This is a genomic window from Hahella sp. NBU794 (genome assembly GCF_050749805.1).
Taxonomy (GTDB): Bacteria; Pseudomonadota; Gammaproteobacteria; order Pseudomonadales; family Oleiphilaceae; genus Hahella.
In genome coordinates, this window is record NZ_CP192738.1 from 1349765 (window position 1) to 1363660 (window position 13896).

The following is a 13896-nucleotide window of genomic DNA, read 5'->3' on the forward strand; positions in this document are numbered from 1 at the left end:
AAAAGGCGGGCCTCAGGCCCGCCGTGAACACAGCAAAAGGAACGAATGTCGACGTCTGCGAGGCTACTCGCCCTCGCTGAAGTCGTAATTCATTTCCGGTGAGGGCTCCTGCAGATAGTAGCCCTGAATGTAGTTGACGCCCGCCTGCCACAGTGTGGACAGTACGGAAGCGTTTTCCACGAAAGGCACTACCGTTAGTTTCTTCAACTCCTGTAGCTGAGTGATCATTTCCTTCAGCTTCTCTCTGGAGCGCTCGTCTTTCTGAATCTCTTCGGTGAATGAGCCATCCATCTTGATGTAATCGCATTCAACGTGTTTGATCGTGTTGAATGGGTTCAAGGCGCAACCGAAACGTCCAATGGAAATCTTGCCGCCTAAGCGTTTAATGCCCGCAGCGAACTCTTTGGCTTGTTTCAGATACTCGATAGCGTTCTCTTCGGCGATCTGGAATATCAAGGCGCCGCCGGGCAGTTTGGCTGCCTTCAACGCCAGGCCCAGCCACTGTACGAAGGTTTTATCCAGCACCGTGTAGGGTGTGATGTTCAAGAACAGCTTGGTGTCGTGACCTTTGGCGCGATGCGCGCTGAGGCTCTTGATGTTCTGCAGGATCACCCAGCGATCCAGTTTGATCGCAAGTTCGGCGTTGCTGTCGATGGGCAAAAACTCGGATGGGCTGATTTCCTCGTCCTTGTCGTTCAACATGCGCAGGAAGGCTTCGTAATGCTCTTCGCCTTCGCCGCGTAAACCAATGATCGGTTGGAACAACAGGCGGAAGCGGCCATTATCCAGGCTGCGCTGCAGCACGGCGACCATGTCTTCATCCAAAGGCTGCGCTGCGTCGAAGTCCACGGCGTTATACAGGTAAACGCCATTGCCTTTCTTCTTGCCTTCCAGATTGTGAACATGTGAACAGGCTTTGTGGGCGCGGCTCATCAGCTCTTCTGCTTTCGGCGCATTTTCGTTGATGCGGGCGATGCCTATGCTGACAGTGACCTGCGCGGTGCGGTCGCCAACTTCGAATAAATGTTCTTCCGTCTGCTTGCGAATATTTTCCGCCAGTTGCTCAGAGCCTTTATCGTCGACCTGGGACGCCAATATGGCGAAGGTATCATCGCCAAGACGGGCCAGGGAGTAGTTGTCCGGGCAAATGGACTTCAACATGTTGGCGAAATCGCCAAGGATGCTGTCTGAGCCTGGGATGCCGTATTCGTTACGGGCGACGGAGAAGTCGTCCAGCTCCAGATACAGCAGGCTGCCTTGCAGGTCATTGTTGAGCGCTTTGTCGATCGCTCCTTCCAGGTGCTCCATGAAGTGCACCTTATTGTAGAGACCGGTCAGCAAGTCTTCGCTGCTGAACTTACGCAGCTTCTCTTCCAGTTCAGGATCGACTTCCGGGCGCACGATAATCTGAGTACAGGCTTCGCCGTCATACGTCGCCTGAGAGCAGCTGAGGACGACCTCTACTTCGGAGTCGTCGCTCTTGCGAATGGTGCAGGTCAGCTCTTTATGTTGCTGATTTTGCTGGGCGTCATTGAACGCTTTGAGGAAGTCTTTGAAAGGTTCCTGGCTGCCGCTGGACAGAACGTCCATGACGGGAATACACATCAATTCGTCGATGTCTTCGTAACCGAACAGCTCCAGGTAAGCTTTGTTAGCGAAAACGTGCATGCCTTCGTTGATGTAGGCGATGGCGTCCATGGAGCTTTCGAGCAACAGGTTGCAGCGTTTTTCCGCTTCCCGCAGATGCACTTCGATGTTGCGGCGACGACGACGTTCTTCCAGGTCGCTCAGCTCGCGCTTGACGGAAAACACCATTCGCGGAAGTGCGTCCACCGGCAGCACTTCGCGCGCGCCCAGCTTCAGTCCTTCCAGGGCTGAGTCCTCATCGAAAGTCTGTGTCAGAAGGATAAAAGGAAGGTCTTTTTCCAGTCTTTTGATTTGTTCGAGGCAGTGCTTATAGGTGACTTCCCCGTCGACTTCTTTGGCGATGAACAGATCCCACACCTGAGAGTTTAGCGACTCTTCCAAATCCTCCAGACTGGTGACTCGGTGAGCGCGCGTGGCTCTCCCTGCATTCCGAAGTAGGCTGACTACTTTTTCGGCATCATTTTGCGAGGCGTCCAGGATCAGCAAATGTACCGTTGGATTTTTTTTTTGCATGAACGTGAATTGATCAAACTCCAGTCAATTGGCGTAAACCTTGGCGCCGAACGCACCTCAAGAGCGCTCTACAGCCCAGATTTTACAAAGTTTTATATATGTAAGTTATTCTAGGTCGCTCTTTATTATGCGACAAGGAAATATGTTAAGTAATTTGACGTTCGTTCCTATAAGGACGGCCATAGTGAATCAAAATCATCTTCGCTTGCGCCCGTAGTTTTCACTTCTTCCTGAGCTTGATTAAGCGATTGATTTAAAAACTTAATCTCAAACTGACTGAAACTGCCGGTGGCGGACACCCGACGACAAAGCTGCACTTTGGTTTCGCGTCCCTGTTTGTTGATGATGACTTTGTGACCCACCTGGAACGGCAGGCGTGGGGTGATGAGCGTCGCAGGTTGTCCGATGGAGGGAAGCTCCGGCAACAGCAGCCCGCGCAAAAACTCGCTGCCTTCGCCGGTTTTCTGCGTGAGCTGTACGCCGCAAGGCTTGGCGCTTGGCGCCAGCAACTCGACGCCGAACTGGGTGCCATGCTGTTTGATCTGGCGAATCCAGCGGATGACGGAAATGCTCCAGGGGTGAGACTCATCTTCCCGCACGCCAAGCAACTCTCCAGCCTGGACATTGCCGGGCACGTCGCCCACCCATTGAATGCAGTAGCCGCCCGGACTGGTGTTCACCAGGGGTACGATATGCTGCATGTAGTTGGATTTGGTTTCCGTCTGTTTAATGCGATTGATGCCGGGATAATTTATCGGCGACATTTCAGCGGCGCGGCCGCGATCGTCACGAGTGGGTCCCGCGTCGAAAGAGGAATTCCAGACATCGGTTTTACGCGCGCGTTGCATGAAGTAGTTGACGTCATTGTCATCGTCATTTTTCGACATCAGCAGGGTGTTGAACTCGACGCCGTTGGCGCAGAAAAAGTGCGTGGCGGAGAGTCCGACGCTCAGGAATACGCGGCCGGTGCTGGACATACGTTTAAAGGTGCGTTTTGTCAGAATGCCCAACGCCTGACTTAGCGATGACAATACGTTGTCGGTCATCCGCACCGGCATGTCCAAGACGCCTTCGGGCGCTTTCTTGTGCGTGTTCACATAGGCGATGTAGTCTGTCAGTCTGTCCACCAGACGGGCGGTGTCAAAACCAAAAGAGTCCAGGCTGGGCGCTGCGCTTTGCAAGCTGCGATAGTGAGGCGCCGCATCTGCGCCGGGATTGACGATAAACAGTGCGGTTGTCTCCGCGTCGTCCAGAACATCCGTAAATTGCGCCCAGGATTCGAAGGCCTCGAAAGCGGCGGCGATATCATTCTGGCGCATCTGATTGGGCTTGCAGCAGCCAAGCAACAGCACGCGCTTGTAGATATGCTCCAGCGTGGTTTCTTCAAATAACTTTGACTGCTCGTCACGCACTTTGGCGTTGGCGAACTTAAAGGTGTGCGCAAACTTATAAAGCTGATGAATTTCCAGCCAGACATTGGTTGGGCTTTGGCAATACAGCTGACAGGCGCGTAATACGCAGCGGGAAAGGTCGCTGATAGCGCGATGGCAGGCCGTCGCCAGAGATTTTTTGGCGCGGTCCGACATGGAGGCGCTGAGCTGATCGTGAATCACCAGTTTATAGCCATTAGCCAGATGCAGTTGCAGGGCCTGGGCGAGGTTGGCGATTTTGCGCTGTTTTTCCGGCAGAACTATTGAATGGTTAAGAAAGTGCTTTGATAACTCCGTGCAGACGTAATAGATGGGTCCACGGATGACTTCCATTAACTGGTAGCGGTTAGCGGGTGCGGTAATCAGTTGGTTGAGTTCAATAATCGCATGGTATAGCCGTTTGGCGGTCTCACCAATGTTGGCGATGGGCAGCTGGCTCACCCAATGCTCCAACTGCTTAACGTTAGGTTCGCAGAAGGACAGCGAGGTGAGCTTGAGCTCAGGAACAGTTATTTTCGGCGCAGTACTTTGACCGTCCATGCATGACAACCATTATAGTTTTCGTGGTGACCTGAACGCATGCCTGCCGATAACTCAATGAATCCAGCGGGATACGCGCGTTTTTTCAAAATAAATGAAAATTCTTGCTTTTAGAATAGCAAAGATTCTTCAAAGGGAGTGGAGGGGCCTCCAAAATCCCTTCTTTTGCAAACTTTTACGATTAACATGGGTGTAACACAAAGCGACAAAAAGTTACATAACCAGTCATCCCTGTCAAAACTTTTTTGCGCCGCGCCTTTGTCCTTAATCAGGCGAAGATGGGCGTTTTGGAGGGGGCTCCGGGGATTTCTCTGACCAGGCGCGGAACCAGGTAACCGGGTAGTTTGGCTCTTAACGATTGCATTAAAGAAGAAAGACGTTCGTCGCCACAGTCAAAATGAGCGGCGCCCTGAACTTTGTCGAGCTGATGCAGGTAATAGGGCGTAACGCCGCATTCAAATAATCTCTCGCTAAGAGCGGCCAGGGTGGGGGCGTCGTCATTAACGCCCTTAAGCAGAACGGTTTGGTTCAGCAACATATGGACTGCCGGGCGCAGTCGCGCCAAAGCCTGTTCCACGGAGCCATCCAGCTCTGCGCTGTGGTTAGCGTGGATAACCATGATGGTTTTGAATGGACGGTCCGAAAACAGGTCCAGTAGTCCTTGATCAATGCGATCAGGCAGCATGATTGGCAGACGCGTATGGAGCCTTACCTTGCTGATCTGCGGCAGCTCTGCGATGAGAGTGAGTAACTCATCGAGAACTGAGTTATTCAGCATGAGCGGATCACCGCCGCTGAGAATGATCTCACTGACGCTGTCGTCGCCCGGCAAACTCGCCAGGGCTTCCTTCCATTGCGCGCGGCTTTGGCGATGTTCGCTATAGGGGAAATGGCGTCGGAAGCAGTAACGGCAGTGGATGGCGCAGGCGCTGGTGGTAATGAGCAGGGCGCGGCCGTGATACTTCTGCAAGATGCCTTTGGAGGCGGTGTAATCCGCTTCGCTCAGTGGGTCGGCGCTATAGCCGGCCATTTCCTGCTGCTCCAGATGCAGTGGCAGCACCTGAAGTAATAGAGGGTCGTTCGGGTCGCCTTTCTTCATGCGGCGCACGTAATCGCGAGTCGCCCGCACCGGAAACTGCGCATGCCCGGGAAGCGCGTCCTGCAATAGCGCGTGCGGCAACTCCAAAAGCGACAGCAGTTCCTGCGGCGACTTGATCATGTCGACGATTTGCTGGCTCCAGGAGAGTGAGGGGGCGGATTGGGCGTCAAGTTTCGCGTCGCAGACTTCTACTGCAACCGGATTTCGGGCTATCATTTACAAATTTGCACCACAAGTCAGGTTCTGACCGAATTTTAACATGCGTCGCCGTCTGGCGATCATTCTGTTTCAAGAGGAAGTATGGCCAACTATTCTACCAACGAATTCAAATCAGGTCTCAAGATTATGCTGGACGGAGACCCTTGTTCCATTATTGAGAACGAGTTTGTCAAACCCGGAAAAGGACAGGCGTTCAACCGGGTCAAGTTCCGTAACCTGAAATCTGGCCGCGTCGGTGAGCGTACGTTCAAGTCCGGTGATTCTGTAGAAGGCGCGGACGTTGTGGATCTGGATATGGAATACCTGTACACCGACGGCGAATTCTACCATTTCATGCTGACTGACGGCTCTTTCGAACAACATGCGGCGGACGTTTCCGCTGTTGGCGACACCACTAAGTGGCTGAAAGAGCAGGACGTCTACACTGTGACTTTATACAACGGCGCGCCGCTGTCTGTATCTCCGCCCAACTTCGTAGAGCTGGAAATCGTTGAAACTGATCCCGGCGTACGTGGCGACACCGCTCAGGGCGGCAGCAAGCCCGCCAAGTTGACCACAGGCGCGGTGGTGGCTGTACCTCTGTTCATTAACCAGGGCGAAATGATCAAAGTCGACACTCGCTCCGGCGAATATGTGAGCCGCGTTAAGAGCTGATAACGCCGCATAGGCCTTTGTAAGGCCGCGCGTTGACTCATGGAAAGGCGGATTCGTTGGAATCCGCCTTTTTTTATTGTTTCAGACTGATTTTTTCTTATTCGACTATGCAGCAGCCCGACTGGCGTCCAAGCGCCACAATCGACACCCTTCGCAAAAGAGCTGATTTTATTAAGCGCATACGCGCTTTTTTCGATGATCGGCAAGTCTTGGAAGTAGATACGCCTTTGTTGAGCAGCGTTACTGCGACCGACCTCAATCTGGACAGTTTTGACGTCATCAGTGTGGGCCCTGAGCCTCGCTATCTGCTCACCTCACCGGAGCATGCGATGAAGCGTCTGCTCGCCGCGGGTTCAGGGCCCATCTACCAGATTACCCGGGCGTTTCGGCGCGGCGAGTTCGGGACTCGTCATAATCCGGAATTCGTCATGTTGGAGTGGTACCGTCCCGGGTTTTCGCTCCAGGATCTGCAGCGTGAGGTGGAGGAGCTTCTGGCCAGTCTGGGCTACGAGGAAAAAGCGGAATGCATGAGTTATCGGCAGGCGTTCCAGCGCTTTGTCGATCTGGACCCGTATCGGGTGGAGACCTTTGTGTTGCAGGAGGCAGCGGCGCAAGCCAGCGGCATGGCGGCGTCAGAACTGAGCCGGGATGAGGCGTTGGATGTGCTGATGACTCACCGCGTTGAGCCGGCGTTGAAACCCTTGGGTGCGGTGTTTATCCGTGACTATCCGCCGAGTCAGGCGGCCCTGGCTAGAGTCGGTGAAGACGCTGAAGGCGACGCGGTGGCTTTCCGCTTTGAGCTGTACATCAATGGAGTCGAAATCTCCAACGCCTATGACGAGTTGATAGACCCGGTTGAGCAAAGACGGCGCTTTGAAGAAGACAATCTCGCCAGGTCAGCGGCGAAGAAACCGGTTATTCCGGTGGACGAGCGTTTACTGGCGGCGCTGCCTGATATGCCGGAGTCCTCTGGCATTGCGTTGGGCGTGGATCGGCTGTTTATGGTGCTCGAAGGGAAAAGCCGGTTAGAGGATGTGTTGGGGTTTCCGGCGGACAGAATCTAGCTGAAGCGTCGCGGCGACAGACCGGAGCGGCCTGTCGCCCGTCGTCATATTAATCCGTTATTTGCTTGTCAACGGCCGTAACGGTCTGCAAAATCTCACCCAGGTCTTCGCCCAGGCGCACTGGCGTCTCTGCTTTGAAGCCTTCGCGCCAGCGCATGGAGCCTTTAGGGAAGGTCATCACAACAGTTGAGCCCAGGCAGAAGCGTCCCATTTCTTCGCCGCGCTTGATGGTGACTTCGCCTGGCTTGTAGGTATAGCTGCGCACTGTTTTGCCCATTGGCGCCACGCGGCCGGCCCACACCGTTTCCACGCTGGCGACGATCATGGCGCCGACCAGCGTCATGGACATCGGTCCCAGTGGCGTGTCAAAAATGCACACGACGCGTTCATTACGCGCGAACAGCGCAGGCACGTTCTCGGTGGTCAGCGGGTTGACCGAGTAAAGTTTGCCTGGAACATAGATCATCTCCCGCAGTTCGCCGTCAATCGGCATATGGATGCGGTGATAGTCTTTGGGGGACAGATAAATGGTCGCGAATTCACCGCCAATAAACGGTTGCGCCCTTTGCAGGTCGCCTCCCAGCAATTCGACGAGACTGAAGCTATGGCCTTTGGCCTGGAAGATCTTGCCGTAGTCGATGGAGCCTGCCTGCGATACAGCGCCATCCACCGGCATCACCAGTCGTGAGGCGTCAGGATGGATAGGGCGCGCGCCATCCTTTAACGCCCGGGTAAAAAAGTCGTTGAAGCAGGCATAATCTTCCGCAGATGGAAGTAACGCTTCCTGCATGTTCACGTTATAACGCTTGATGAACCACTTGATGAAGGTGTTCTTTATAAACGGCGTCCTGGAATCCGCCAGCTTGCCAATGGCGCGCGATAGCGCGTGCTGTGGAGTCAGATGCTGGCTCAGAATAAAAAGACGGTCAGATAAGGACATGTTGTGTTCCGTGCGTAAAACCACCGCAAACGCGGTCTGTCAGGGCTGGTCGATCGGCGTATCGGGGTGGTTGCCCCACTCGCCCCAAGACCCAGCGTAGGCGCGCATATTAAAGCCCAACGCCTTCCCGAGCAAATAAGTCAGTCCAGAGCGGTGATGGGATTGGCAGTGTGTGACGATGCGTTTGTCGGCGTTAAGGCCGAGCGCTTCCAGTTCTTCTTTAATTACCGTCAGGTCGCGCAGACGCAAGCCTGCGGACGGGTCCATCGCCCGGGTCCACTCGTAATTAACGGCGCCGGGAATATGGCCATTGCGCATGGCGGTTTGACGTACTCCCTGGTATTCCTGAGGCGATCGGGCGTCCCATATCGCCAGTGCGGAGTCGCCCAGCTCAGCCTGTAACTGGTCCAGAGTTGCTGTGGGTTCTGAGCGCAACTGAATTTCGTAATCGCTGGGGGTGACGCTGGGCTCCTCACGAGTGAGCGGGCGACCTTCGTCATGCCAGGCGACCAGACCGCCGTTCAAATAGCTGTAACGCTGAAATCCGATGCTATCGAGCAGCCAGATCATCCGGCCGGCCCAGCCGCCGCCTTCATCATCATACACCACTACGTGGCTGTCATGACGTAACCCGATGTGTTGAACAATGGCTTGCAGCTGGGACTCGTCCGGTAATAGGCCTGGCGCGGGCGGGCGGCCATATTGCGTCGCCCCCGGTGGAATATGAATCGCACCCGGCAGATGCGCGGCCTGATAGTTCTCAGTGCGGCAAAGGTCGACGAGAATCAGGCCAGGCGAGCCAAGCAGCGGCTCCAGCTGTTCGGGTTCAAGAATTAGCGGCAGGGAGTCCAGGGTATTCGCCATCGGGATGCTCTCTCTTGGTCGGGCGTTTGGATATTAAGAAGCGCCGCTGCGGAGCAGGTCGCGCGGTCATTGAAAGCCTCGGATGTTAGCAAAAGCGGCTATGAGCGCATAGCGCTTTCAGAGGCTAGCTCTCCTGATTCTTATTCTGTTGATTGCGTACGGCGAAATGGTGCAGAACATGAGAGGCCGAGCTACAGACGTGCTTAAAGCTTTCGTACTCATACTCGCTGAGCGGCAGGCTATCCAGGCCTGCGTCTGCATAAAACAGCGCGACGGGACGGGTTTTCACGAACAAGGACATGAGGAAGAAGTCGTCCATCTTGTTGAGCGTCTTGAAGCTGTCGGGAATCATGGCTTTTACTTTGGGAGAGCTGCCGGGTTTGACCCAAAGGCTGGATGGCTTCTCCATCAGCTTGCTGAACAGGTTGGCTTCCGTCAGGTCCAGGTCGATGCGGGGCAGGTCGGGACGGTCTTCCGCGCCCACGGCGTAATACCCCTTGAGACGCGTGCGTTTGGTGTTGATCAGGGCGATGACGCAGGTATGCAGGCCCACTCCGTATTTCACGCAACGGGCGGCGTTGTTCATGAGAAAGGCGATGTCCTTAAACTGATGCGGCGACTGCAGCATCATGTTCGTCAGCTCAGCGTAAAGATCCCGGTTGCCGTGGCGTAGCTTTCTGACGTCGGCCTGGGCGGTCTGGCGAGGAGGCGGAACGGTTTTTTCTCTGGGTTTAGCTTGCTCGCGGACAAAGGGTTCTTCTGTCTCATCCTCTTCGACAAGCGGCGGAGGCGGCGCGGCGATTACCGGCTCTTTTCGTAGGGCAGGCTTGGGTTCCTGAGCGGGCGAGGGGATGACAACCGGGGCTTCCTCCTCCTGACGAACAAGAATCTTGGGATCCCACAGGAGCGACTCCGCCAGGCGGTTGCCAGAGGCTAAGGGGTGCAGGCGCGCCGATTCGACGGCGATCAGGTGCGTTTGCCGAATGACCTCGCTGAGAGAGCTGTTCAGATATACCGCCAACACTTTGCTGAGGCGGTTGAATATGCTGCTGCGCCAGTCGAGTTGGGCATGGAAGGCAATGAGATTACTCAAGCCGACAATGAATTCCGGCCTGTTCACAAACAGGCGCAGGTCGCGGTCTTCTGACAAATCGCCGGAACCGGTGCTTTTGTAGCGTCGGGAGATGCGCACGAGCTGTTTCATCAACGGCAGGTCATGCAGATAGTGTTCGTCGACGGCCGTTTGCGGCAAGGCGAACGCCTCCTGGATTTTGCTCCAGACCTCAATGAAAGGGGCTCCAAATACTTTTTCTTCAACAGAGCGGCGATGTGTCGAAGAGTGCTCGAGCCTCTGTGTCCAGGCCTGCATTTTCTTGGGCGTGAAGCGCCATAAATACCAGGTTGGCGCGCCCCAGAACAGGCCGCCCCAGAAATATTCCTCTTCTTTACCTTTATGTTTGTGGGCGGCGATGTAAGAGGCGAGATGGCCGGCGAAAAAGCTGGTGGCGATGGCCTGATGATAGCGTCGCACTGGCTCTTCTTTATCTGATTCCGGCGGAGGGGTTTCCTGTAGCAGTTTTTCCAGAAACTCCACTCCCAGCAGGCTGATGGCGTGGGCCAGCGTCTTTACCAGGCTTTCGTCGCTGCGAATCGCCACATTGGCTTTTCCGAGCACGGTAAGCGCCAGCACGGGGTCATTTTTGATGAAGTCGCTCATCCCCTGATAGGACAAGGACGATTTGCTGAGCAGTCCCAACAGAATTTTATTGGTGGCGGTAACGGGAGGCAGCGGTTTTTTAACCAACTGATCCACCCACGCCATGGATTGTTGGGGCGGTGCGGTATCCTGCATAAGTATTTGTGAAATCGCCGGTTTTGATCTTAACTAACAATATAAAAGTAGTTAATAGTGGCTGCCTTGTCACTTAAGCAGAGAATGTTCCTGGTATGCTTTTAATTCTTGGAGTGATCGTCGTTCTGGCCAGCGTGTTGGGCGGATATGTGTTGTCGCACGGGGAGCTGGCCGCCCTGTGGCAGCCTTTCGAACTAATCATCATCTGCGGTGCGGCGCTGGGCGCCTTCCTGATCTCCAATCCGTTCAAAGTCATCAAGCAGATATTCCAAGCCGTTCCGAAAATGATCATGGGGTCGCCTTTTAACCGGGTGGTCTACATGGATCTGCTCAGCTTGCTCTACGATTTGTTCGATAAAGCGCGGCGCTCGGGCGTCATGGCGATAGAAGCGGATGTGGACGACCCCCTTAACAGCGAGATCTTCAATCGTTATCCCGCCATTGTGCGGATGGATAAATTGCGAGACTTCATTACCGATTATCTACGCATTGTCAGTACCGGCAACATGGCTCCTCATGAGCTGGAAGGTTTGATGGATCTGGAGCTGGAAACCCGAATGCAGGAGCTGGAAAAGCCCGCCGATGCGGTGAATCGCGTGGCGGACGCTCTGCCGGGGTTTGGGATCGTCGCTGCGGTACTGGGGATTGTTATCACGATGAAATCACTCGGAGGGCCGCCTGACCAGCTGGGCGTGCATGTCGCCGCCGCTTTGGTGGGGACGTTTCTGGGGATACTGGCGGCCTATGGCTTTGTTGGTCCAACCTCTCACGCCATGCACCATTTGGCGGCGCAAGAAATCAAAGCCTATGAGTGCGTCAAGGTCAGCATACTGGCAACCATGACCGGCCTGGCGCCGCAATTGGCCATCGAATTTGGGCGCAAGGCCCTGAACTCGGACGTACGTCCCAGTTTTCAGGAGCTTAATGATTACGTCCGCTCCAAATAGGTGGCGGCGATCATGTCTGAAACGCGCTGGCTTGAATACAACGGAGGCGGGATATGATGGAGGAACGCCCGCCGATTATCGTTCGCCGCGTCCGCAAGGGGCATCACGCTCATGGCGGCGCCTGGAAGGTGGCGTTCGCGGACTTCGCCACCGCCATGATGGCTTTCTTTCTGGTGTTATGGCTGAGTGAGGCCGCTACTGAAGATCAGAAAGAGGCGATCTCTGGCTATTTCACCGATCCGATTGGTTTTGAGCAGGGTGGCAGCCCGTACGTCATAGACCTGGAAGGTAGCGTTACGGTGACGGTGACCCAGGACACTGCCGGTAAGCCGCAGGATCAGCCGGAAGTGCGCATGCGCGAGGACACCATTCAGGACCTCGCAGCGCAACTTGAGCAGCAGAAGCTGACCCGGCTGATGCAGGAAATCATGACGCAGATCGAGAAAAACCCCAAGCTGAATGCATTTAAGGATCAGCTGTTGCTGGATATCACGGATGAAGGCTTGCGCATTCAGATTGTCGATAAACGGCAGCGCCCTATGTTTGACAGCGGCCGCTCGGAACTCAGACCTTATTTCGAAGAAATCTTATTTGAACTGGCGAAAAGCATCGCCAAAGTCAGGAATAAAATCAGCGTTTCCGGCCACACCGACGCCCAACCCTTTCTGGGCCGGGACAACTACAGCAACTGGGAGCTTTCGGCGGACCGCGCCAACGCCGCGCGTCGCGCGCTGGTGGAAGGAGGGCTGCCGGAGGGGCGTATGGCGCGAGTAGTTGGACTGGCGTCTTCCGTGCTATACGACGAGAAAGACCCCTACAACCCAGTTAACCGTCGCATTTCTATCCTGGTGTTGAACAAAAAGACGCAAGAGGATATCGAGGGCGCGGAACAAGCGGACAGCGCCATCTCCACTTCGGATTTACTGGAAGAGCTGGATCGCACTCTGGACCGTCAGGGCCGCAAACCTGAATTCGATCCAGATAAAGATCTGCCTGTAGACGATAAGCCTGCGCCGAACACAGATGGGCTGACCTGGTAATCAGCCCTAAAGGTTCTCCTCGTGGATGTCCTGTTCCTGCAGCGATTCCCTGATGCGCAGAAAGCTCTCCATGCGGCTGGAAAGAATTTCACCGCTTTCCTGCGCTGACTGCAGGGCGCAACCGGGTTCCTGAAGATGCCGGCAGTTACGGAAACGGCAATGGCCGAGATGAGGGCGAAACTCGACGAAGCCGTCCTCCAGGGTGCGCTCATCAATATGCCACAAGCCGAACTCCCGGATGCCGGGGGAGTCGATCAAGTCGCCGCCGGAGGGGAGGTGAAACAGTTTGGCTGTCGTGGTGGTGTGCGTGCCTTTGCGAACATTTTCCGACAGATCGCCCACTTTGACGTCCTCGTCCGGTAGCAGCATTTTGATCAATGAGGACTTTCCAACCCCTGATTGACCCACAAAGATGCTGGTCTTATGCGCCAGGTGCCGCTTGAGGTCATCCAGGCCGGATTGAGTGTTGGTGGATGCGTCGATCCATTCGTAGCCCAATTGCTGGTACTGATCTTTGAACTGTTGCAGCGTGTCGCGGTTGGCGTCGTTGATCAGGTCTTGCTTGTTGAGGATGATCAGCGGGGGAATGCCAACGGCTTCCGACGCCACCAGGTAGCGATCAACCAGATTGTGGTGAGGCTCAGGCTCCGCGGCTATGACAATCAGAATCTGATCGATATTGGCGGCGATAGGCTTCAGCTGACCGAACTTGTCTGGGCGCTTTAAAGCCGACTCACGGGGTTGGCGGGCGACAATGACGCCGGAATTGTCCGGGCCGGCGCGCCAGATTACTTGGTCGCCTGTGACCAGGGAGTCAATATTGGCGCGGACGTAACAGCGAAATATCTGACCTGCGTGCGGCGGCTCCAGCGCTTCGACCGCAAGTTGCTGGCCGTAATGGGCGATGATAAGCCCCTCTTGCTCCGCCGACAGTTCTCCTCCGCTCAGTTGGCTTTCCAGCTGCGTTTCCTTGCGGGTGGCGCGTTTGGTGCGCTCGTCCTGGATTTTCTGGATGCGCCATTTTTGCTGTTTGCTGAGTTTTCGCTTCGCCATAATCGGGGGGCTTAACTATCCTATGAACTACACT

At 55.1% G+C, this 13896-nt stretch carries 11 protein-coding genes; 4 read left to right on the forward strand and 7 right to left on the reverse strand.

What is annotated here, in order from left to right:
* Nucleotides 1-63: 63 nt before the first annotated feature.
* From ACQYWX_RS06045 to epmB, 3 genes are all read right to left on the reverse strand, one after another.
* Nucleotides 64-2160: an EAL domain-containing response regulator gene (locus tag ACQYWX_RS06045; RefSeq protein ID WP_216735120.1), complete on the reverse strand. Its 2097-nt coding sequence runs from the start codon at nucleotides 2158-2160 to the stop codon at nucleotides 64-66.
* A gap of 167 nt (nucleotides 2161-2327) precedes the next feature.
* A complete protein-coding gene (locus ACQYWX_RS06050) occupies nucleotides 2328-4130 on the reverse strand; it encodes a GTPase (protein WP_216735119.1) in 1803 nt (600 codons plus the stop codon).
* Nucleotides 4131-4398: 268 nt separating this feature from the next.
* Nucleotides 4399-5445: an EF-P beta-lysylation protein EpmB gene (gene epmB, locus ACQYWX_RS06055; RefSeq protein WP_431688222.1), complete on the reverse strand. Its 1047-nt coding sequence runs from the start codon at nucleotides 5443-5445 to the stop codon at nucleotides 4399-4401.
* Nucleotides 5446-5529: 84 nt separating this feature from the next.
* On the opposite strand from epmB, the gene efp reads away from it, so the two are divergent.
* Together efp and epmA are read left to right on the forward strand one after the other, a co-directional pair.
* A complete protein-coding gene (gene efp / locus ACQYWX_RS06060) occupies nucleotides 5530-6102 on the forward strand; it encodes an elongation factor P (protein ID WP_011399132.1) in 573 nt (190 codons plus the stop codon).
* A 107-nt stretch (nucleotides 6103-6209) separates the two neighbouring features.
* On the forward strand, nucleotides 6210-7166 hold the full coding sequence (gene epmA, locus ACQYWX_RS06065; RefSeq protein ID WP_431688223.1) for an EF-P lysine aminoacylase EpmA: 957 nt from the start codon (nucleotides 6210-6212) through the stop codon (nucleotides 7164-7166).
* A 49-nt stretch (nucleotides 7167-7215) separates the two neighbouring features.
* On the opposite strand, the gene asd is transcribed toward epmA, so the two are convergent.
* The 3 genes from asd to ACQYWX_RS06080 form a co-directional block, all read right to left on the reverse strand.
* Entirely contained in the window at nucleotides 7216-8106 is an 891-nt protein-coding gene (gene asd, locus ACQYWX_RS06070) for an archaetidylserine decarboxylase (RefSeq protein WP_431688224.1), read from the reverse strand.
* 39 nt (nucleotides 8107-8145) lie between these two features.
* Complete coding sequence (locus ACQYWX_RS06075) at nucleotides 8146-8970, reverse strand: sulfurtransferase (RefSeq protein WP_431688225.1); 825 nt, start codon at nucleotides 8968-8970, stop codon at nucleotides 8146-8148.
* Between the two features lie 124 nt (nucleotides 8971-9094).
* Nucleotides 9095-10822 (reverse strand): HDOD domain-containing protein, encoded by a 1728-nt coding sequence (locus tag ACQYWX_RS06080; RefSeq protein ID WP_431688226.1) that lies wholly within the window; start codon nucleotides 10820-10822, stop codon nucleotides 9095-9097.
* A gap of 95 nt (nucleotides 10823-10917) precedes the next feature.
* Between ACQYWX_RS06080 and motA the strand changes: the two genes are divergently transcribed.
* On the forward strand, nucleotides 10918-11769 hold the full coding sequence (gene motA, locus ACQYWX_RS06085; RefSeq protein WP_127968928.1) for a flagellar motor stator protein MotA: 852 nt from the start codon (nucleotides 10918-10920) through the stop codon (nucleotides 11767-11769).
* Between the two features lie 53 nt (nucleotides 11770-11822).
* On the forward strand, nucleotides 11823-12809 hold the full coding sequence (gene motB, locus ACQYWX_RS06090; RefSeq protein ID WP_216735113.1) for a flagellar motor protein MotB: 987 nt from the start codon (nucleotides 11823-11825) through the stop codon (nucleotides 12807-12809).
* Between the two features lie 6 nt (nucleotides 12810-12815).
* On the opposite strand, the gene rsgA is transcribed toward motB, so the two are convergent.
* Entirely contained in the window at nucleotides 12816-13862 is a 1047-nt protein-coding gene (gene rsgA / locus ACQYWX_RS06095) for a small ribosomal subunit biogenesis GTPase RsgA (protein WP_216735112.1), read from the reverse strand.
* Nucleotides 13863-13896 lie beyond the last annotated feature (34 nt).